The following is a 21169-nucleotide window of genomic DNA, read 5'->3' on the forward strand; positions in this document are numbered from 1 at the left end:
GGGTAATAGTCCCGCAGCATACATAAGAAGGAGTAAGTATGACGGAAAATTTTAAATCAGGCTTTGTAACACTGATTGGACGGCCGAATGTAGGAAAGTCCACCTTGATGAATCATCTGATTGGACAGAAGATTGCAATTACATCCAATAAACCGCAGACTACCAGAAACCGTATCCAGACTATTTATACGGATGAAAACAGAGGACAGATTATTTTTGTGGATACACCTGGTATCCATAAGGCAAAGAATAAGCTGGGCGAATTTATGGTAAATGTGGCAGAACACACATTGAATGAAGTGGATGTCATTTTATGGCTGGTGGAACCGAGTGATTTTATCGGCGCAGGAGAGCAGCATATTATCGAGAAATTAAAGACCGTAAAGACACCGGTTATTCTGGTTATCAATAAATTAGATACCTTGGATAACAAGGATAAGATGCTTGAGTACATTGATACTTATCGTAAAGTCTATGACTTTGCGGAAATCGTACCGGCATCTGCACTGCGTGGAGAAAATACGGATGTTATCATTGATTTGATTTTTAAATATCTGCCATATGGTCCGATGTTCTATGATGAGGATACCATTACCGACCAGCCGGAGCGTCAGATTGTAGCAGAGCTGATTCGTGAAAAAGCCTTACATGCTTTAAATGAAGAAATTCCTCATGGAATTGCCGTTTCTATTGACCAGATGAAGAAACGCAAAGGTAAGAAAATGTTTGATATTGATGCCACGATTATCTGTGAGCGGGATTCCCACAAGGGAATTATTATCGGCAAGCAGGGAGCCATGTTAAAGAAGATTGGTACCAATGCCAGATATGAAATTGAACACCTCTTAGATACCAAGGTTAATTTGAAACTTTGGGTAAAAGTGAAAAAAGACTGGCGTGACAGCGATTATATGATTAAGAACTTCGGATACCGGGAAGAGGAATTCTAAATATTGACAGTATTATCTTAAGTGCTTCTGGAAAACCTAATTTCATACAAGTATGAAGAAAGGGCAGGAAGGAAGCATATGGTAAGAGCAAGCTGGAATCATTTTACTTTGACCGGAAGTGTAGATGATTATCTTAAGTTTAAGGAACAGGAAAAAGAAGAACAGGATGGATTGGGCAGCCTGAAAGAGAAAGTAAGAGGTGAACAGGACCGTGGGCACAAACGTGATGGTTACGGGTATGGTGCTTACCGCAATGCCAATCAGTGAATATGACAAACGAATTACGATACTGACCCTGGAGAGGGGAAAGATTACGGCGTTTGCCAGAGGTGCAAGAAGACCGAACAGTACACTGCTGGCAGCCTGCAATCCCTTTTCTTTCGGACAGTTTGAAGTCTATGAGGGCCGTACCTCCTACAATGTGGTGCGGGCAGAAATTAAAAATTATTTTACCGAACTCACCACAGACTTGAATGATACATACTATGGATTTTATTTTCTTGAGATGGCAGAATATTATGCCCAGGAAAACAGTGATGACCGGGAAATGCTAAAGCTGCTTTACCAGTCCTTAAAAGCACTTGGAAAGAAGAATTTTGATAACCGGCTGGTCCGTGTGATTTATGAATTGAAAATGATGGTGCTAAATGGAGTATATCCGAATCTTTTTTCCTGCCAGAAATGTGGAAAAAAGGAACCGATGCAGTTTTTCAGTGTGCAGCGCGCCGGGCTTCTTTGTGATTCCTGCAGCGAAACCGAGCATGGCAGACGGTTAGATGCATCTACCATTTATACGATGCAGTATATTATTACCACGGAATCAGCAAAGCTTTTTCATTTTGCAGTATCAGAAAAAGTGTTGTTTGAACTGATTCGGACGGTGAAGGAATTTCGGGAAAAATATGCACCCCATACATTTAAATCAGAGCAATTTTTAGAAGGGCTTTTCTGATTTATGGGAGAAGCCGGGCATTTTGCCTGAGGTAACGCTTGAAATACCAAACCGAAAATAGTATAATTGTTGAGATTATGAGATACAGGGATTTGGAGGTTCGTATGAAGAAGAAGATAAGTGCACTCCTTGTAATGCTGTTAGCCTGTGGAATATTTGGCGGCTGCGGTGCTACAAAAGATGCAGATACCACAACACTCTTTCCGGAGAAAAAGGGTGGAATCACAGAAGTTGCAGTAGGCGACTTTGACAAAGATAATTATGATGAGAATGAGCTGGAACAGTATGTAAAGGATTCCATCAAAGAATATGAAGACAATGATGGCGCCGGGACAGTAAAATTAAAAAATCTTTCCGTAAAAGACGGAGTCGCAAAGCTTGGTATGCATTACAGTGACAGCACAGCATATTCTGCATTTGTGGGAGATACCGTATTTACCGGAACGGTGGTACAGGCAATTGCTGCCGGATATGATTTTAATACAGATTTCGTAGCGGTAACAGATGGAGCTGCCGGAGATGCAGCGGACAGCAAAGATGTCATGAAAAATGATGACTATCATGTTATCGTATTAAGCAAAGGTGTAGACGTTACGGTAGATGGAACACTGCAGTATGTTTCTTCCGGAGTAACCGTCAAGGATAAGAACACTGCAACCGTGGATGAAATTCCTGCTGGTGAGACAGCAGAAGCAAGATATATTATTTATAAATAGAATGCGAGGAAGAATTTTATGGAAAAATCAATGGAAAAAATTGTAGCTTTAGCAAAGGCAAGAGGTTTTGTATATCCGGGTTCCGAGATTTACGGTGGACTGGCAAATACATGGGATTACGGTAACCTTGGTGTAGAATTAAAGAATAATGTGAAACGTGCCTGGTGGCAGAAATTCGTACAGGAAAATCCATACAACGTTGGTGTAGACTGTGCCATTCTTATGAACCCGCAGACATGGGTAGCTTCCGGACATTTAGGCGGATTTTCAGACCCTCTGATGGACTGTAAAGAGTGTCATGAACGTTTCCGTGCAGATAAGATTATTGAAGATTATGCAGAAGAGCATGGCATTACATTAGAGACTTCTGTAGATGGCTGGAGTCAGGAAGAAATGATGAACTTCATCAAAGATAACAGTGTTCCATGTCCATCCTGTGGAAAACATAACTTTACAGATATCCGTCAGTTCAACCTGATGTTCAAGACCTTCCAGGGTGTAACTGAAGATGCAAAGAATACGGTATACTTAAGACCGGAAACAGCACAGGGTATTTTTGTTAACTTCAAAAACGTGCAGAGAACATCCCGTAAGAAAGTGCCTTTCGGCATCGCACAGATTGGAAAATCTTTCCGTAACGAGATTACTCCTGGTAACTTTACTTTCCGTACCAGAGAGTTTGAACAGATGGAGCTGGAGTTCTTCTGTGAGCCGGGTACCGACCTTGAGTGGTTCCAGTACTGGAGAACCTTCTGCCATAACTGGCTGTTAAGCTTGGCATGAAAGATGAAGAATTACGTCTTCGTGACCATGATCCTGCAGAGCTTGCATTTTACAGTAAAGCAACTACCGACTTTGAATTCTTATTCCCGTTCGGATGGGGCGAACTGTGGGGAATTGCAGACCGTACCGACTATGACCTGACACAGCATCAGAATACATCCGGTCAGGATATGTCTTACTTTGATGATACCAAGAATGAAAAATACATTCCATACGTTATTGAGCCATCTCTTGGAGCAGACCGTGTGGTACTTGCATTCCTTTGTGCAGCATATGACGAAGAGAACATCGGAACAGAAGAGAAACCGGATATGAGAACCGTTCTTCATTTCCATCCGGCACTTGCACCGGTTAAGATTGGTGTGCTTCCACTTTCCAAGAAATTAAATGAGGGCGCAGAAAAAGTATTTACACAGCTTTCCAAAAAATACAACTGTGAATTTGATGACAGAGGAAATATCGGTAAGCGCTATCGTCGTCAGGATGAAATCGGAACTCCATTCTGTGTAACTTACGATTTTGAATCTGAAACAGACGGAGCAGTTACGGTACGTGACCGTGATACCATGGAGCAGGAGCGTATCAAAATCGAAGATTTGGATACATATTTTGCAGAAAAATTCACTTTCTAAATCAAACACTTTATTTTTTACATGACTGAATGGTCTGATTTCGAAAAAATGGTTGCGAAACTATAAAATTATGATAAAATGAATATGTGCGCTTGTGGACAAGTGGCACGCATAATGGGTGACATTGTGGATATCAATTGTTGTTGATAACAGACGATGTTCGCATATCAATAAACCAAAGTAAATTTATTAGGAGGAATTCAAAATGGCAAACAAATGGGTTTACATGTTCAGTGAAGGAAACATGTCCATGCGTAATCTCCTTGGTGGAAAAGGTGCTAACCTTGCCGAGATGACTGATATCGGTCTTCCAGTACCACAGGGATTCACAATCACAACAGAGGCTTGTACTCAGTATTATGAGGATGGCCGCAAGATTAACGACGAAATCATGGCACAGGCTATGGAAGGCGTTAAGAAAATGGAAGAGATTAACGGAAAGAAATTCGGAGACCTCAAGAATCCATTACTTGTTTCTGTTCGTTCCGGTGCCAGAGCATCTATGCCAGGTATGATGGACACCATCTTAAACCTTGGACTGAATGACGAAGTAGTTGCAGCAATGATCGCTGGAAACCCAGATCCTAAATTCGAGCGTTTCGTATATGACTCTTACAGACGTTTTATCCAGATGTTCTCTGACGTTGTTATGGAAGTTGGTAAGAAATATTTCGAGCAGCTCATCGATAAGATGAAAGCAGACAGAGGAGTTAAGTTCGACGTTGAACTTACAGCCGCTGACTTAAAAGAATTAGCAGAGCAGTTCAAAGCTGAGTACAAGAACCAGTTAGGAACCGATTTCCCATCTGATCCTGTAGAACAGTTAAAATTAGCTATCGAAGCTGTATTCCGTTCATGGGATAACCCACGTGCAAACGTATATCGTCGTGATAACGATATCCCATATTCATGGGGAACAGCTGTTAACGTAATGCCTATGGTATTCGGTAACTTAAATGATGAGTCTGGTACAGGTGTTGCATTCACCCGTGATCCTGCTACAGGCGAGAAGAAATTAATGGGTGAGTTCTTAATCAATGCTCAGGGTGAGGACGTAGTTGCTGGTGTTCGTACACCTATGCCAATCGCTCAGATGGAGCAGGAATTCCCAGAAGCATATGCTGAGTTCATCAAGGTTTGTGAGACTCTTGAGAATCACTACCATGACATGCAGGATATGGAGTTTACAGTAGAGAACAAGAAGTTATACATGCTTCAGTGCCGTAATGGTAAGAGAACTGCTCCAGCAGCTCTTAAGATTGCATGTGACCTTGTTGATGAAGGACATAAGACAGAAGAAGAAGCAGTAGCTATGATCGATCCTCGTAACTTAGATACACTTCTTCATCCACAGTTTGATGCAGCAGCATTAAAAGCAGCTACACCAATCGGAAAAGGTTTAGGAGCTTCTCCTGGAGCAGCTTGTGGTAAGATCGTATTTACAGCAGAAGATGCAGAAGCTTGGAACGCTCGCGGAGAGAAAGTTGTACTTGTTCGTCTTGAGACATCTCCGGAAGACATCACAGGTATGAAAGCTTCCCAGGGTATTTTAACTGTTCGTGGTGGTATGACATCTCACGCAGCTGTAGTTGCCCGTGGTATGGGTACATGCTGTGTATCCGGATGTGGCGATATCGCTATGGACGAAGAGAATAAGAAATTCACTCTTGCTGGAAAAGAATTCCATGAGGGAGATTTCATCTCTATCGATGGTACAACAGGTAACATCTACGATGGCGAAATCAAGACAGTTGACGCTACCATCGCTGGTGAGTTCGGCCGTGTTATGGCTTGGGCTGACAAATATAGAAAACTTAAAGTTCGTACTAATGCAGATACTCCTGCAGATGCTAAGAAAGCTCGTGAGCTTGGAGCAGAAGGTATCGGACTTTGCCGTACAGAGCATATGTTCTTCGAAGAAGACAGAATTGCAGCATTCCGTGAGATGATCTGTTCTGACACTGTAGAAGAAAGAGAAGCAGCTCTTGAGAAGATTCTTCCATATCAGCAGGGAGACTTCAAAGCTCTTTATGAAGCACTGGAAGGATGCCCGGTTACTATTCGTTTCCTGGATCCACCTCTTCATGAGTTCGTTCCTACAGAGGAAGCTGATATTAAGAAATTAGCAGATGCTCAGGGCAAAACTGTTGAGCAGATTAAGACAATCATCGATGGACTTCATGAGTTCAACCCAATGATGGGTCACAGAGGATGCCGTCTTGCTGTAACATATCCTGAAATTGCTAAGATGCAGACAAAAGCTGTTATCCGTGCAGCAATCGAAGTTCAGAAAGAGCATGCAGATTGGAATGTGAAACCTGAAATCATGATTCCATTAGTATGTGAAGTTGAAGAGCTTAAATACGTTAAGAAAGTAGTTGTTGAGACAGCAGACGCTGAGATCGCAGCTGCAGGCGTTAAATTAGAGTACGAAGTTGGTACTATGATCGAGATTCCTAGAGCTGCTCTTACAGCTGATGAAATCGCTAAAGAAGCTGACTTCTTCTGCTTCGGTACTAACGACTTAACTCAGATGACATTTGGATTCTCCCGTGACGATGCTGGTAAGTTCTTAGATGCTTACTATGACAAGAAGATCTTCGAGAACGATCCATTTGCTAAGTTAGACCAGACTGGTGTTGGTAAACTTATGGATATGGCACTGAAACTTGGTAAGCCAGTTAATCCGAACCTTCACGTTGGTATCTGTGGAGAGCACGGTGGAGATCCTTCATCTGTTGAATTCTGCCACAAGATTGGTCTTGACTATGTATCATGTTCACCATTCCGTGTACCAATCGCTAGATTAGCAGCAGCTCAGGCTGCTATTGCAAATAGGTAGGAGTTCTCTTTCCTTTGAATTGCCGCTTAGTTTCGAGCAGGCAGCAGCCTATCGAAAGGCTAACGGACAGTATGTAAGGAAAAATCAGTGGAGAGATACCACTGTAAGGGTATTCATAGACCTTGATTAACAGTTAAATACGATAAGCGTATCATTAGAAATAGTGGTACGCTTATTTTTTGTCCCTTTTTGCAGATTTGTCCTTTCCCCTACTTTCCAATATAATGAAGCTAAAGAAGTGGAGGTGTGCTTATGAGAGAGAAATTTAATCATCTGTATTTGGATAGCCACGAAAGAAAACTTTTGATACATAGCCTTGTAGAGTTAAAAAATCAGCTCATTCAGCAAGGCAGATATACGGATTGTGTTGACGAGCTTATTTTTAAGGTCATAAATGCACCGACCAAGAGAATGAAAATTGAATATGTCTAAGGCAAATTACAAAGCCGCTTATTCTTATTGATTTTAAGAGTAGGCGGCTTTTTTGCGTTCTCTGGTACTGTTTACATAGCCACCTTGACAAAGTGGCTAAATCTATGCGAAAGGAGGACGCATCTATGTCAAATTGCAAAGTGATTGCTCTGACTAACCAGAAAGGCGGTGTCGGAAAAACAACCACAGCGGTCAATCTGGGTGTAAGTCTGGTGCAGCAGGGTAAAAAAGTCCTGCTGATTGATGCCGATGCACAGGCAAATCTCACGATGGCTCTGGGTTATAACAGACCAGACGATATTCCCATAACGCTTTCTACTGTGATGCAGAACATCATAGACGATAAAACGCTTGATGTTTCACAGGGTATTATCCACCATAGCGAGGGCGTCGACCTGCTTCCGTCAAACATTGAGATGTCGGGCTTTGAAGTAAGGCTAATCAATGCAATGAGCCGTGAGCGTGTGCTGAAAACCTATGTCAATGAGGTTAAAAAGAATTACGACTATGTGCTTATTGATTGTATGCCGAGCTTAGGCATGATAACCATCAATGCTCTGGCGGCGGCTGACAGCGTGATTATCCCGACACAGCCCCACTATCTCTCGGCTAAAGGTCTGGAGCTTTTGCTTCGCTCCGTATCAATGGTCAAGCGGCAAATCAACCCAAAGCTGCGGATAGACGGTATCTTAATGACTATGGTAATGCCCCGTACCAACATTTCTAAGGAAATTACGGCAACGGTCAAAAGTGCATACGGTAAGAAAATCAAGGTATTTGATACCGAGATACCTCATTCTATCCGTGCGGTGGAAGCTACCGCAGAAGGCAAAAGTATTTTTGCTTACGACAAAAGCGGCAAGGTTGCCGCAGCCTATGAGCAGTTAGGAAAGGAGGTGGCAGAGATTGGCGAGAAGCAGAGAAACCAAAATCGAGCTGACCGCATACGATGACCTTTTTCAGACGGACGAAAGCCGTGAGGAAGCAAAGCTAAGCAAGATACGGGATATTCCCATATCGGAGATTGACGAGTTTCCAGACCACCCGTTCAAGGTTTTGATGGACGAAGATATGGAACAACTTGTTGAGAGTATCAAGCGAAACGGTGTAATGACCCCTGCGACAGTTCGCTTAAAAGAGGACGGACGGTATGAGCTTATCAGTGGTCACAGGCGAAAAAAGGCTTGTGAACTTGCAGGACTTGAAACGCTGAAATGCGAGGTCAAAGAGCTTACCCGTGATGAAGCCATTATTGTTATGGTGGAAAGTAATCTCCAACGCTCTGTTATTTTGCCGAGTGAGAAAGCGTTTGCGTATAAAATGCGGTTGGAAGCTATGAAACGACAGGCAGGCAGACCCCCAAAAGAAAATGCGTCGCCATTGGCGACTAATTTATCAAAAGGGCGTTCTGATGAGAAATTAGGAGAACTTGTTGGAGAAAGCAAAGACCAGATACGCCGCTATATCCGTCTAACGGAGCTTGTTCCCGAAATCCTGCAAATGGTAGATGAAAGGCAGATTGCTTTTCGTCCTGCGGTTGAGGTTTCTTATCTGACCGAGGAACAGCAATACACCCTGCTTGAAGCAATGGAGTACAACGATGCTACCCCGTCATTGGCACAGGCTATCAAAATGAAGAAGTATAACCAAGATGGCAAGCTCACTTCCGAGGTTATCCAGTCCATTATGGAGGAAGAAAAGCCCAATCAGAAGGAAAAACCTGCTTTCCGTGACGAGAGGATAACCAAGCTCATTCCAAAGACTGTTCCCAGAGGGCAGGAAACGAATTTTGTTGTCAAGGCGTTGGAGTTTTATAACCGACACTTGCAGCGGAACAAGGCTCACGAGAGATAGCCACACACCGAGGGCGAGGTCTGCCCATTTGAGTGGATAGCCATTATTTTGGCTTCCCCCTCTCCACACCTCACCCCCTAACTACTGCCAGTAACTATCCGAGAAAAGAAATACTTTAGGCTGTCCATAACGGGCAGCTTTTTTCGGTCAGTAAGGCAAAATATTCAATCCAAATTACAGGAGGTAACTATGAAAATCCCTAAATTGTTCAAAAAGGCTGCGGCTTTTGTAATGGCTGCGGTCACGGCATTATCCATAATGCCTGCGACGGCGTTTGCTGCGGGTGACATCGGGACGATTTCCTTTTCCCACACCTATGACAGCAACGATAATGCGATGAGGTACAATTCCAGTGCGAATATCGGCGGCTATACCGCAGGCGGAACGGGAAATTATAAGTACCGTATGTTTGTAGACGGTGAGAATGCGTTTTGTATTCAGCCGGGAGTACCGCTGAAAACAGGAAATACCTTGAAAAAGGCTTCCTCCGATACTTGGAACGCCCTTTCAGCCAATCAGAAAAAGGCGGTTGGGCTTGCCCTGCTCTATGGGTATCAGGGCAACCGAAATAATCTGTCGGGAAGTGATGATGAAAAATGGCTTGCCACGCAGACACTCGTTTGGGAGTTTGTCACAGGCTGCCGTGAAGCCACAGGCTCATATAACCAGACAAGCACTACCGTTTACAGCCTGCACTTCGGTTCAAATTATGCCAACAGCGGAGCAAGGGCAGTGTATGACCAGATTGTTGCAATGCTGCGTGAGCATAACACCATTCCGAGCTTTATGTCGGGCGGTAAGAATGACATCACAAAGGAGCTTGCCTACAAGGACGGAAAGTACAGCATCACATTGACGGACAGCAACGGCGTCCTTTCCGATTACAGCTTTTCAAGCTCTGACAGCAATGTGAGTGTATCGAAGTCTGGAAATAAGCTGACAATCAGCTCCACCGTAGCTATCAGCGGTTCTGTCCGCATTACGGCAAAGAGGAACAATGTGCCGACTGTCAGCAACAGTGCAAAGCTCATTGCCTATGGCGACCCGAACTTGCAGGATTTGGTAACAGGTGTGGAGAATGCTGATACCGTGTCTGCATATATCAATATCGAAACGCCGACAGGCACGATTGCCCTCAAAAAGACTTCGGAGGACGGAGTTGTGGAGGGCATCTCTTTTACAATCAAAGGTGATAACTTCAATAAGACAGTTAAGACAGGAAAGGACGGCTCTGTCTCCGTGGAGGGATTATTCCCTGGCACTTATACCGTCACAGAACAGTCCATTGACCGTTATGAGCCGCAGAAAACCCAGACCGTGACCCTTATTGGAGGAAAAACCTCTACTGTGACCTTCAGCAATACTTTGAAGCGTGGCAGTCTGGAAATCGTCAAGACTTCCGAGGACAATCTGGTGGAGGGAATGAAATTCCACCTTTACGGCACATCTTTAAGCGGCTTGCCTGTTGACGAGTATGCCGTGACTGATAAAAACGGTCTGGCTAAGTTTGAAAATGTCCTTATCAGCGGCGATACCCCGTATGTGGTTGAGGAAGTGGATACCGCAGTCCGCTATGTCGTTCCTGCTTCCCAGACAGCTCCGATTGAATGGAACAAGGTCACAAAACGCAGCTTCGACAATGTATTGAAGAAATTCCAAGTGACTGTGACAAAGACCGATGCAGAAACAGGTTCTCCGCAGGGCGACGCTTCCCTTGCAGGTGCGGTTTACGCCATCTATAAGGGTGAGGAACTGATTGACACCTACACGACTGATGAAAACGGTCAGTTTACGACCAAGTATTATATCTGTGACAATGATTGGACTGTCCGTGAAATCAGCCCGTCCGAGGGGTATCTTCTGGATACCGCAATCCACAAGGTAGGTGCAGAACCAGAGCTATACACGGTAGAGCTGAACAGTACCGCAAACGATGTGAATGAACAGGTCATCAAAGGCAATATCGCACTCATCAAGCATACGGATAACGGGGAAACCCAGATTGAAACACCCGAAGAAGGTGCGGTATTTGAAGTGTTCCTCAAATCCGCAGGCAGCTATGAAAATGCAAAGGAAACCGAGCGTGATGTGCTGACATGTGACGAGAACGGTTTTGCCCAGACAAAGGATATGCCGTATGGCATTTATACCGTCCGCCAGACCTCTGGTTGGGAGGGGCGTGAACTGATGAAAGACTTTGATGTGTTTATTAGCAAGGACGGTCAGACCTACCGCTACCTTATCAACAACGCTAACTTTGAGAGCTATATCAAAATCGTAAAGAAAGATGCAGAAACAGGCAATACAATCCCGTATGCAGGTGCAGGCTTCCAGATTTACGACCCGAATGGAAAGCTTGTGACTATGACTTTCACTTATCCCGAAGTGACGACCATTGACACCTTCTATACTACGGCAGACGGCGACCTTATCACACCGCAGACATTGGAATACGGCAAAGGCTATTCCCTTGTGGAAGTACAAGCCCCGTATGGGTATGTCTTAAATTCCGAGCCTGTTTATTTTGATGTGGTGCAGGAAAATTCCGAGGAAGAAAGCGGCATTACCGTTATTGAGGTAGTACGCTCCAATATGGCACAGAAAGGTACAATTACCGTAGAAAAGTCTGGCGAGGTATTCAGCTCCGTGGCAGGCGATAAGGGATTGTATCAGCCGATTTTCTCTGTCAGCGGTCTTGAGGGTGCAGTCTATGAGATTACCGCAGCCGAGGATATTGTCACTCTGGACGGAACGGTCAGAGCCAAAAAGGGCGAGGTTGTGGATACCGTTACGACAGGAAAGGACGGTACAGCAAAATCCAAAGAACTGTATCTCGGAAAATATGCGGTTAAGGAAATTACAGCTCCGTATGGATGGTGCTGAATGAGGAAGTCCATTCTGTTGAGCTTGTGTATGCAGGACAGAATGTTGATGTAACGGAAACGGCTACTTCTTTCTATAATGAAAGACAGCATGTTGAAATCGACCTCATCAAGAGCCTTGCCATTGATGAAGCCTACGGCATTGGCAAGAATGGAGAAATCTTTGATGTGACCTTTGGCTTGTATGCGGCGGAGGAACTCACAGCCGCAGATGGAAAGACCATTCCTGCGGACGGTCTGATTGAGGTCATTTCCCTTGATGAAAGCGGTCACGGGAAAGCTATCAGCGACCTGCCGATGGGCAGCTATTATGTGCAGGAAATCTCGACCAACTCCGCATATATTGTCAGCGATGCAAAATACCCTGTTATTTTTGAATACGCAGGACAGGATACCGAAACTGTCCGCATTACAGCCAACGAGGGCGAAGCTATCACAAATGACATTATTTACGGCTCTGTAAGCGGTAAGAAATCTGATGAGGATGGAAAAGCTCTGGGCGGTGCAGTTATCGGTATCTTTAAGACAGGAACTACCGAGTTTACAAAGGAAAATGCGATTGCAGCTACCACATTATCAAATTGGAGGAAATCGAAAATCTTATAAAAGAAAGGAATAATGCTTATGAAAAATTGGATACAAAATGAAATAAATGAATTGCAGAAGATACTCAATGATATAAAGCATTTTGAAGAGAAAGCACCAAGTGGTACGCTGAGAATTCATAATAAAAATGGAAAAACGTATTATTACAGGCAGATGAAAGATGAAGAAGGGAAGATGATACAACAATATCTTCCACTAAGAGAAATGAATTTTATTCGTATTCTGGCACAGAAGAGCTATTGCAAAAAGCTTAAGACCAAAGCAGAGAGAAATTTAAAAATACTTCAGCAGGTGGAGGCTGATTATGATATAGGATGGATGAGAGAGATTTATGAGGAGCAGGAATACCAGAGGAAGAAGTTGATCACACCATATCTAAAACCGGAAGAAGTTGTTTTGAAGGAATGGGAAGAGGAAAAATATGAGCAGAATATAGAATATCCGGAGAATTTACGATATGAGACGGAGCATGGGGAACTGGTGCGTTCCAAGTCAGAAGTGCTTATAGCTAATATGCTGCATCAGAAAAAAGACATTCTGCTATATAAGTATGAACGCCCATTAAAGTTAAAAAAGAAAGGAAAAGAGATAGAAATATATCCGGATTTTACAATTTTAAATAAGGAAACCGGGCGGATTCTTTATTGGGAACATGCTGGAATGATGGATAATATATCTTATGTAGGAAATTTTATCCGAAAGCAGAATTTATATATAGAAAATTATCTTATGCCGGGGCGGGATGTTATTTTTACTTATGAATCTTCGGAAAGTCCATTTGATATTTCAGGTGTAAAGAAGATGATACATATGATGATTGATGAAACAGAATAATATGCTGTCAGATTGGATATATGATGTGAATATATTCCTTGCATCTTTGTCTTATTTGTATTATAATTAATAACACAAATGAGACAAAGAAAATTTTAGAAAGAAAATTTAGAAAGGAAGTTTAGAAAGGAAGTTTTCAGATGGTCATATCGATTGATGAGACAGCGGAAGTGCCGATTTACCAGCAGATTCGTAATCAGATTGTACTGGGAATTTCGGATGGCAGGTTAAAGCCAGGTGAGCAGCTTCCAACGGTCCGGGCTTTGGCAGGAGAGATAGGAATCAATTCTATGACAGTAAATAAGGCATATGCATTATTAAAGCAGGAAGGATATATTTATACCGACCGGCGGAATGGCGCTCATGTGCGGAATGAATTTACTGAGACAAAGGAACTGCAGGAGAAATCCAAAATAATATTACAACAGGTGATTTCCGAGGCAAAGATATGTGGCATAACGCAGGAAGAATTTTTAGCATTATGCAGGAATATGTATAAGGGGTGATGAAGATGTTTCTTAATATTATATTTTTTGCAACATTGTATCCGGTATTATTTATTGTATATGTGGTAATGGCGCTGCAAAGCGGACAGAAGAATGGAAGTATTTTTGGTGTAAATATGAAACCGGAATGGTTCGAAGAGGATGAAGTAAAGGCAATTCAGAAGCGGTTTAAAAGAGAAATGAGATGGTATGGGCTGCTGCTTGCGGTAATTCCTTTTAGCAGTCTTTTGACACCGTATTTTTCCATCCAGATGACGATCTGGCTGGTATGGATGTTTGGAGCAATTATATTACTGATGCTGCCATTGGTCTTTGCCAATAGCCGGCTGAAAGAATGGAAGCGGCAAAAGGGATACTATGAGACACAGTCAACAGAGCGATATGTGGAATTAAAGAATGCGGGAGCCATTCGGTGCATACATTTTTTCCAATTCTTTCTTCCGCTTGCCATAGGCATTATAGGTGCAGCTTTAGCACTGCCGGTTTATAAAATGGTTGGAATATCCTGTCTGATTGGAGCTGCCTGTGGATTCATTTATTTTCTGGTCGCAGTTATTATGGACAGACAGCCGATACAGGTCATCAGTTCAGATAGTGACATTAATATCAATTATAGCAGGGCAAAGAAAAATATCTGGAAAAATTTCTGGCTTTGCTGTATCTGGATGAATACCATATTGATATTATTTCTTCTGGCAATTTCATTCGTAGATAAGAAGGTAGAAAGCATAATGCTTATTGCCATGATAGTGTATGCAGTTCTCCTGCTGGTGATATGCATTCCGGTATTTATCAGACTGGGAAAAGTGGAAAAGGCTTATGCAGGCAAACATGATTTAAGCAACGGAACAGAAGATGATAGAAACTGGATAGGCGGTGTTCTTTATTATAATCCTAATGATCCGCATACGATGGTAGATAAAAAAGTCGGCATTGGAACAACTGTAAATATGGCGTCAAAAGCTGGAAAAGCAACAATGCTATTTACAGCACTGGTATTTCTTACTATTCCAATTTTATGTGCCTGGGTGATTGCAGAAGAGTTTACACCGATTCATCTGGAAATAGAAAATGGCAATCTTTGTGCAGAGCATATCCGCACCGATTATGAGCTTCCGCTGGATACCATAGAAGAGGTGGAAATGGTGACAGAACTTCCGCGCAGGTCTAAGATAAATGGAACAGGAATGGATAATCTTGAGAAAGGAACATTTAAGATTTATGAGCAGGGAGAATGTCAGGAGTTTTTAAATCCGCAGAATAAGAAATTTCTGCATTTTTCGGCAAATGGAAAACAATATTATATGAGCGGAGTGGATGATGTACAGACAGAAGAAATTTATAAGGAAATTCTGAGCAGATAGAAAGAGATTGAAAATAGAAAATTGAAAAAATAGGAAAGATTGAAAACGGCCGGCAGAAACACATAAGAAAGGAATGTGTTTTTCCTGCCGGCGGTCTGTATTCAAAAGTGAAATTAGTTTTTCTTTCGTATATGAATTTCCGGAATCGCAACATTATCAAAGCTGACACTGGAAGTCTGTTCATCGGAAGATTCAGATGGAAAGGCAGCAGTGGTATTTTCTGCTGTATCCGGAGTGGAAGATGTCTTGTGCACCTCTGGAATGGCAACATTATCATAAGTCAGATCATAATTTTTCTTTTCACGTTCTTTTCTTGCATTCTTGATTTTATTTTTAAAATGAAACATAAGGTGCTCCTTTATTTACAAAATATTAATAAAAAATGTAATTACAAGGCTGTTGATGAAATCGGCAAAGAGACTTCCCACCAGTGGAATCAGAAGGTATGCTTTGACGGATGGAACATAGCGGTCGCAGAGAGCCTGCATATTTGCCATGGCATTTGGTGTGGCACCCATACCGAATCCGCAGGTACCTGCAACAAGGACTGCTGCATCATAATCCCGCCCCATAATATTGAACTCAATAAAGTAAGTAAATACAGCAATCAGAATGACCTGTGAGCTTAATAAAATGATAAGCGGAAGTGCCAGAGAAGCCAGTTCCCATAATTTTAAAGTAATCATAGCCATACCAAGAAATAATGACAGGGAAATACCACCCAGGTCATTAATTTCTCCCATATGGATCGTGGCATTGCCATGGGAGTATTCCACAATATTACGAATCAGTGCGGCTGCTAACATGGCACCAATATAAATTGGAAAAGTCAGTCCTGTTTTTGTCAGAAAATAGGAGAAAATAGTACCAAGTCCAATGGCAAGGATAAGCTGGAAAACAGCGGAAGCATACATGTTGGTATGGCGTTCGTGTTTTTTCTCATCTTCCACTAAGAGGCTGTCATCTTCGGAAGCAACAGTAGAGAGAAGATTTTTCTTTTCTACCAGGCGTTTTCCTAAAGGACCGCCAATCAGGCTTCCTGTAATCAGACCGAAGGTAGCAGCAGCGGTACAGATGGTAGTGGCACCATGGATATTGAAATCCTCCAGTACCGGTCCAAAAGCACCTGCTGTACCATGTCCGCCCACCATTGGAATGGAACCGGTACACATACCGATTAATGGATTTAATCCTAATAGTTTGGATAATCCAACGGCAAGAAAGTTCTGGGTAATAATAAGGGTAATGACCAGTCCTAAAAATACTGCCATGGATTTCCCACCACTTTTTAAGACTTTTAAGTTAGCCTGAAATCCTACGGAAGTAAAGAAGAATACCATACATACTTCCCGCAGGGTATCATCAAAGGAAAATTCTGCAACTCCGGTGCTGTAACAGATACAGGTGAAAATCGCAAAGAGCAGACCGCCGATAACGGGTGCCGGAATACAGAATTTTTCCAGAAAATGTATTCTTTTTCGTAAAAAACTTCCCAGCATGAGTACCAGCACAGCAACAGCTAAGGTCTGGTACATATCTAAATGTATATTCATAGTGTTCCTTTCTAGTTTGGTGTATTGCTTTCGGAAGAAAGCGTAATGCCCTGCTTCTCATAATAGGCAACAGCACCCGGATGGAATGGAATCGGTATGCCATCAGTAGCATAAGTTTCATCTAATTGCAGGCTTAAAGAAGTTGCATACTGTAAATCCTTCGCATGGGAAAAAAGCCATTTCGTTAAGTGTTCTACTGTATCGGTAGAGAGCCTGTCGGAAGCAAGGAGAACCGCTTTGACACCAAGGGTATGGATATCTTCCGTCTGTCCGGTGTAAGTATTGGCAGGAATGGTATATTCACTATAGGATGGATAAGCAGACAGCAATTTATTCCTGCATTTCTCATCAATATCCAAAAGACGGATATCACATTCTTTGGCTAATTCTTTGATTACAGTTGTCTGGATACCGGCAGTACAGAAAAATGCATCGATTTTTCCATTGATAAGCTGGTCAGCAGCATCGGTATAATCGAGGTTTACTGTTTTCACCAGTTCAGTGGTAAGTCCGCTCATGGTCAGAATCTGGTTAGCGTTCTGTTCAGTACCGGAATCCTCCGCACCGATGCTGACGGTTTTGCCCTGTAAATCATCCAGCGTCTGAATATTGGAGTCTGCACGGATGACAATCTGACAGGCTTCCGTATATAGCCCGGCAATAGCGGAATATCCCTGACAAGGATCTCCCTCAAAAATTCCACTGCCTTCATAGGCGGAGGCAATCAGGTCAGACTGGGCTAATCCAAGTTCGATATATCCACCGGAGAGCAGCCTTAGATTGGCAGCAGAGCCTGCGGTTGTCTTAACTTCAAACTGATAGGTATCATCCTCCGAGGAGGCAAGTCCGGTAAAGGTATTGGCAAAGGTATAGTAGATTCCACCTATGTCAGCGGCACCAAAGCGGATGGTTTTCTGATAACCACTGCATCCACTCACAAAAAGCAGTGCAAGACATAGAAGAAGACGGAATGGTTTCTTCATATATAAAATCCTTTCTTTTTAAAATTTAATCCTAAAGAAATATTTTACAATAATTTTTTCAGAAAAGGAAGAGCGAAAATAGTGGCAAAGTGGTGAGAAAAAATATCGTTAATTCTATATTTTTTTAGAAAAAAAGAGATTATAATGTGATGGAAGGAAATGAAGGAGGAAGGATTTATGCAGAAAATAACAGTAAAAGTAGATGGTATGCAGTGTGGAATGTGTGAGGCACATGTAAATGATGCAGTGCGGGCAGCGTTTCCGGTAAAGAAAGTAACTTCATCCCACAGTAAAAAAGAGACCGTAATTATTACCGATACTGATATTCCGGAGGAAAAATCAAGGAAGTGATTAAAAACAGTGGATATGATGCGTTAGAAGTAACAAAAGAACCATATGAGAAGAAGGGATTATTTTCAGCATTCCGCAAATAAACAGAATATCTTAAGAAAAATAATATATATATTATCGGCATAGTATGTTAAAATGAGAAATCGGAAATAATAGGAAAAGAGGACAACAAAATGTTATTGGATTTTGTAGAAATGCTGAAGGTTATTTTTCTTGGAATTGTAGAAGGAATTACAGAATGGCTTCCAATCAGCAGCACAGGACATATGCTTTTAGTGGATGAATTTATCAGGCTTGATATGACAGATTCATTCAAAGAGATGTTTTTCGTGGTGATACAGTTGGGAGCTATTCTTGCGGTAGTGCTTTTGTTCTGGAAGAAAATGTTCCCGTTTCAGTTTAAAGACAAGACACAGCCGGTCATCCAGAAAGATATTTTTTCTTTATGGTTTAAGGTTGTAGCTGCCTGCATACCGGGAGCTGTGGTAACGCTTTTGTTTGATGATTATGTGGATGCACATTTTCATACACCGCTTGTGATTGCTGCTGCATTGATTTTCTATGGTTTTGCGTTTATTCTGATTGAAAACTGGAATAAAAAGCGGAAAGTAAGGGTGGAAAGCATAAATGATATTACTTATCAGACAGCATTTCTTATCGGATTGTTTCAGGTACTTGCAATTATTCCGGGAACCTCCCGTTCCGGTGCAACCATTATCGGAGCACTTTTAATCGGAGTATCCCGTGTGGCTGCAGCAGAGTTTACATTTTTCCTGGCTGTGCCGGTTATGTTTGGCTGGAGCCTGATCAAACTTATTAAGTTCGGCTTTGCGTTTTCTGCTCAGGAACTTTGTGTCTTAGGCTTAGGCTGCGTGGTAGCATTTGCGGTATCTGTAGTAGTCATTCGTTTTCTGATGGGCTATATCAAAAAACACGATTTTAAAGTATTTGGCTGGTACCGGATTATTCTTGGAGCCATTGTTTTAGGCTATTTTGCACTATAGGAACCGCTTAAGAAAATGAGAGATTCTTCCGATATAAAGAATGGAACAGATTGTTTTAAGCAAAAGGATTTGCTTATAGATATTTTCAAGGAGGAATTTTTATGAACACAAACGCAGTAAATCAGGTGGCAGAAAACGTTTCTGGTTATACGGAATCGGAAAAGAGCAGCAAAGTCTCCGGAAAAACCATTGGAGAGCCAAAGCTTTCGGATAAGGCGAAAGAGTATTATGAGAAGCTGAAAAAGAAATTTAGCACGATGGATTTCATTCTGGTATCCAAGGATATGAAAGAGACAGCAAAAGCCAATGCAGGACAGTATGCCAATGCCAACAAAATGGTGGTTCTGATTGATGAAGAGAAGATTGAGCGGATGGCAGAAGATGAGTCTTACCGGAAACAGTACGAGGGAATCATAGCCAATGCATCCAGTCAGCTTGCAACCATGCAGAGTCGGTTTGCTAATGGACAGAGTGGTGTGAAGGCATATGGCATTCAGGTAAATGATGGCGGCAATGCATCATTTTTTGCAGTTGTAGATAAGTCTTTGTCTCTTCAGAAGAAACGTATCGAAAAGAAACAGGAAGAAAACCGTGCAGAACGTAAAAAAGCTCAGAAGGAAGCTTTTGAGAAACGAATGAATAAGGAGGATGAAGATACATCTTCCGTTAAGAAATCGGACAGGACTGACAGCACGGATAAAACTGGTAAGAGTGAAGATCTGGTAACGGTTACTGCCGGTTCGTTGGAAGAACTGGAAAAGAAAATCCAGGATATGTTATATGACAGCATGAGCGATTATGTATTTACACCACAGGAAAAACAGGTTGGCTGGAATGTAGATTTTCGTGGATAATAAATAAAAGGCAGGATACAATATGGAAAAGAGCCCCTATCTATTGCACTCCGGGCAGCCCTGACTTTCTTAATCCACTGGGAAATCAAAGTGGAGAAAAAGGACTGCCTGGAGTAGAGGCCCGATTCGTATGCTGACGTTCCGGAAGGGAATGGATAAACTGGCGTGGTGTCGTTCCATAGCGTTTTTTAAATTCCCGGTAGAAGTAGGAAAGGCTGCTGAAACCGGCAGTCATGGCGGCATCTGTAATGGAAAGCTCCTGCTGTTCTAAGAGGTCGGCAGCCTTTTGCAGGCGCAGGCTCTTGATATAATCTAAGCATGACATTCCGACATATTTCTTAAAAAAGCGCATGAAATGGTATTCGCTGAAATAGCAGGAGGATGCCAGGCTTTCAATAGAAATATTTTCGGTATAATGTAATCCGATATATTCTAAGACACCCTTAATCTTCTGGGTATGTTCGCTTTGAAGCTGTGGCTGCTCAGAACTTTTGCTACAGTACGGAAGTAGAAGGGTAAGAAGCTTTAACAGCAGGGATTTTAACATCAGTTCATATCCCGGCTGGGCAGCGGAATAACAGTTGCTGATTTCATAGAACAATGCGAGGGCATCCGGGTAGACCGGGTGCTCTTTTACTATATGAAAAGGGGGAATCAGCTGCTGCTTGGCAAGGGGCATCAGATATCGCATGGCACAGATATCTGCAGAGGATGCACCAAGGAAATCAAGGTGAAAGACATATGTTTCCGAATGCATATGCCCGGCAGGTAATATGGCAATGGAATGCAGAGCCAGTGGAGGAATGAAAACGAAATCTCCAGGCATAGCCTGAAAGCTTTCAAGGTCAACCTGATACGTACAGACACCGCTGGTAATCAGGGTAAATTCAGCCTCTTCATGCCAGTGTGGCGTAACAATGGGATACCGTTCCTGCAACGTAGTAAGATATTTCTTTAATGGAAAAATTCGTTCGCCATGAACGGCCTTTTCTTTTTGTTCCAGAGGGAGTTGTTTTTTATCTTTCATGGGAATCTCCTTTTAATGTTGCTTATTTAAACAGCATTTATCCT

The 21169-nt window shown here is 42.4% G+C and carries 18 protein-coding genes and 2 pseudogenes; 16 read left to right on the forward strand and 4 right to left on the reverse strand.

Annotated elements, in window-relative coordinates:
• The first annotated feature begins 38 nt into the window (after nt 1-38).
• The 13 genes and pseudogenes from era to DW059_RS01400 all read left to right on the forward strand — a co-directional run bounded on the left by era (nt 39) and on the right by DW059_RS01400 (nt 15353).
• Nucleotides 39-950, forward strand: a complete 912-nt coding sequence (era, locus tag DW059_RS01340) for a GTPase Era (RefSeq protein WP_117697054.1) — start codon at nt 39-41, stop codon at nt 948-950.
• Nucleotides 951-1028: 78 nt separating this feature from the next.
• Nucleotides 1029-1217: a YqzL family protein gene (locus DW059_RS01345; protein WP_117697057.1), complete on the forward strand. Its 189-nt coding sequence runs from the start codon at nt 1029-1031 to the stop codon at nt 1215-1217.
• Nucleotides 1162-1902, forward strand: coding sequence for a DNA repair protein RecO (gene recO / locus DW059_RS01350; protein ID WP_117697060.1), 741 nt, complete (start codon nt 1162-1164; stop codon nt 1900-1902). The genes DW059_RS01345 and recO overlap by 56 nt, the downstream gene beginning before the upstream one ends.
• 104 nt (nt 1903-2006) lie before the next feature.
• Nucleotides 2007-2618 carry a hypothetical protein gene (locus DW059_RS01355; protein WP_117697063.1) on the forward strand — a complete coding sequence of 204 codons (612 nt, stop codon included), beginning with the start codon at nt 2007-2009 and terminating at the stop codon, nt 2616-2618.
• Nucleotides 2619-2636: 18 nt separating this feature from the next.
• Nucleotides 2637-4033 (forward strand): annotated as a pseudogene (locus DW059_RS17485) (glycine--tRNA ligase).
• Nucleotides 4034-4238: 205 nt separating this feature from the next.
• Nucleotides 4239-6875 (forward strand): pyruvate, phosphate dikinase, encoded by a 2637-nt coding sequence (gene ppdK / locus DW059_RS01365; RefSeq protein WP_117697066.1) that lies wholly within the window; start codon nt 4239-4241, stop codon nt 6873-6875.
• Between the two features lie 252 nt (nt 6876-7127).
• Entirely contained in the window at nt 7128-7307 is a 180-nt protein-coding gene (locus tag DW059_RS01370) for a hypothetical protein (RefSeq protein WP_025577639.1), read from the forward strand.
• A gap of 125 nt (nt 7308-7432) precedes the next feature.
• Nucleotides 7433-8260 carry a ParA family protein gene (locus DW059_RS01375; RefSeq protein WP_025577641.1) on the forward strand — a complete coding sequence of 276 codons (828 nt, stop codon included), beginning with the start codon at nt 7433-7435 and terminating at the stop codon, nt 8258-8260.
• On the forward strand, nt 8214-9161 hold the full coding sequence (locus DW059_RS01380) for a ParB/RepB/Spo0J family partition protein (RefSeq protein ID WP_117697069.1): 948 nt from the start codon (nt 8214-8216) through the stop codon (nt 9159-9161). Before DW059_RS01375 ends, DW059_RS01380 begins: the two co-directional genes overlap by 47 nt.
• 189 nt (nt 9162-9350) lie before the next feature.
• Nucleotides 9351-12616, forward strand: a pseudogene (locus tag DW059_RS01385) (SpaA isopeptide-forming pilin-related protein); the annotation flags it as partial.
• A 51-nt stretch (nt 12617-12667) separates the two neighbouring features.
• Entirely contained in the window at nt 12668-13483 is an 816-nt protein-coding gene (locus DW059_RS01390) for a hypothetical protein (RefSeq protein WP_117840962.1), read from the forward strand.
• Nucleotides 13484-13623: 140 nt separating this feature from the next.
• Entirely contained in the window at nt 13624-13989 is a 366-nt protein-coding gene (locus tag DW059_RS01395) for a GntR family transcriptional regulator (RefSeq protein ID WP_117697075.1), read from the forward strand.
• Between the two features lie 5 nt (nt 13990-13994).
• The gene (locus DW059_RS01400; protein ID WP_158551928.1) at nt 13995-15353 is read left to right on the forward strand and encodes a DUF5808 domain-containing protein; all 1359 of its coding nucleotides are present in this window, start codon (nt 13995-13997) and stop codon (nt 15351-15353) included.
• A gap of 113 nt (nt 15354-15466) precedes the next feature.
• On the opposite strand, the gene DW059_RS01405 is transcribed toward DW059_RS01400, so the two are convergent.
• Genes DW059_RS01405 through DW059_RS01415 form a run of 3 tightly spaced genes read right to left on the reverse strand, consistent with a single transcriptional unit; the run spans nt 15467 to nt 17889 of the window.
• Nucleotides 15467-15700, reverse strand: coding sequence for a hypothetical protein (locus DW059_RS01405; protein WP_117697081.1), 234 nt, complete (start codon nt 15698-15700; stop codon nt 15467-15469).
• A gap of 15 nt (nt 15701-15715) precedes the next feature.
• Nucleotides 15716-16906: a sodium/glutamate symporter gene (gene gltS / locus DW059_RS01410; protein WP_117697084.1), complete on the reverse strand. Its 1191-nt coding sequence runs from the start codon at nt 16904-16906 to the stop codon at nt 15716-15718.
• Nucleotides 16907-16917: 11 nt separating this feature from the next.
• Nucleotides 16918-17889: a TAXI family TRAP transporter solute-binding subunit gene (locus DW059_RS01415; RefSeq protein WP_117697087.1), complete on the reverse strand. Its 972-nt coding sequence runs from the start codon at nt 17887-17889 to the stop codon at nt 16918-16920.
• Nucleotides 17890-18066: 177 nt separating this feature from the next.
• Here DW059_RS01415 and DW059_RS01420 point away from each other — a divergent pair, with 177 nt between their 5' ends.
• The 3 genes from DW059_RS01420 (at nt 18067) to DW059_RS01430 (ending at nt 20098) form a co-directional block, all read left to right on the forward strand.
• Nucleotides 18067-18240 (forward strand): heavy-metal-associated domain-containing protein, encoded by a 174-nt coding sequence (locus DW059_RS01420; RefSeq protein ID WP_330408210.1) that lies wholly within the window; start codon nt 18067-18069, stop codon nt 18238-18240.
• Between the two features lie 173 nt (nt 18241-18413).
• Nucleotides 18414-19244, forward strand: a complete 831-nt coding sequence (locus DW059_RS01425; protein WP_117697090.1) for an undecaprenyl-diphosphate phosphatase — start codon at nt 18414-18416, stop codon at nt 19242-19244.
• Between the two features lie 101 nt (nt 19245-19345).
• The gene (locus DW059_RS01430; protein ID WP_117697092.1) at nt 19346-20098 is read left to right on the forward strand and encodes a DUF6033 family protein; all 753 of its coding nucleotides are present in this window, start codon (nt 19346-19348) and stop codon (nt 20096-20098) included.
• An 85-nt stretch (nt 20099-20183) separates the two neighbouring features.
• Here the strand turns inward: DW059_RS01430 and DW059_RS01435 are convergent, their stop codons facing one another.
• Nucleotides 20184-21125: an AraC family transcriptional regulator gene (locus tag DW059_RS01435; protein ID WP_117697095.1), complete on the reverse strand. Its 942-nt coding sequence runs from the start codon at nt 21123-21125 to the stop codon at nt 20184-20186.
• Between the last annotated feature and the right edge of the window lie 44 nt (nt 21126-21169).

Origin of the sequence: Roseburia sp. AF42-8 (assembly GCF_003435965.1) — a bacterium.
GTDB classification, from domain to species: Bacteria; Bacillota; Clostridia; order Lachnospirales; family Lachnospiraceae; genus Roseburia_C; species Roseburia_C amylophila.

Coding starts and splice junctions, on each gene's coding strand:
- era (WP_117697054.1), top strand. CDS start 39: ATGACGGAAAATTTTAAATCAGGCTTTGTAACACTGATTGGACGGCCG.
- DW059_RS01345 (WP_117697057.1), top strand. CDS start 1,029: ATGGTAAGAGCAAGCTGGAATCATTTTACTTTGACCGGAAGTGTAGAT.
- DW059_RS01355 (WP_117697063.1), top strand. CDS start 2,007: ATGAAGAAGAAGATAAGTGCACTCCTTGTAATGCTGTTAGCCTGTGGA.
- ppdK (WP_117697066.1), top strand. CDS start 4,239: ATGGCAAACAAATGGGTTTACATGTTCAGTGAAGGAAACATGTCCATG.
- DW059_RS01370 (WP_025577639.1), top strand. CDS start 7,128: ATGAGAGAGAAATTTAATCATCTGTATTTGGATAGCCACGAAAGAAAA.
- DW059_RS01375 (WP_025577641.1), top strand. CDS start 7,433: ATGTCAAATTGCAAAGTGATTGCTCTGACTAACCAGAAAGGCGGTGTC.
- DW059_RS01390 (WP_117840962.1), top strand. CDS start 12,668: ATGAAAAATTGGATACAAAATGAAATAAATGAATTGCAGAAGATACTC.
- DW059_RS01395 (WP_117697075.1), top strand. CDS start 13,624: ATGGTCATATCGATTGATGAGACAGCGGAAGTGCCGATTTACCAGCAG.
- DW059_RS01400 (WP_158551928.1), top strand. CDS start 13,995: ATGTTTCTTAATATTATATTTTTTGCAACATTGTATCCGGTATTATTT.
- DW059_RS01405 (WP_117697081.1), bottom strand. CDS start 15,700: ATGTTTCATTTTAAAAATAAAATCAAGAATGCAAGAAAAGAACGTGAA.
- gltS (WP_117697084.1), bottom strand. CDS start 16,906: ATGAATATACATTTAGATATGTACCAGACCTTAGCTGTTGCTGTGCTG.
- DW059_RS01415 (WP_117697087.1), bottom strand. CDS start 17,889: ATGAAGAAACCATTCCGTCTTCTTCTATGTCTTGCACTGCTTTTTGTG.
- DW059_RS01420 (WP_330408210.1), top strand. CDS start 18,067: ATGCAGAAAATAACAGTAAAAGTAGATGGTATGCAGTGTGGAATGTGT.
- DW059_RS01425 (WP_117697090.1), top strand. CDS start 18,414: ATGTTATTGGATTTTGTAGAAATGCTGAAGGTTATTTTTCTTGGAATT.
- DW059_RS01430 (WP_117697092.1), top strand. CDS start 19,346: ATGAACACAAACGCAGTAAATCAGGTGGCAGAAAACGTTTCTGGTTAT.
- DW059_RS01435 (WP_117697095.1), bottom strand. CDS start 21,125: ATGAAAGATAAAAAACAACTCCCTCTGGAACAAAAAGAAAAGGCCGTT.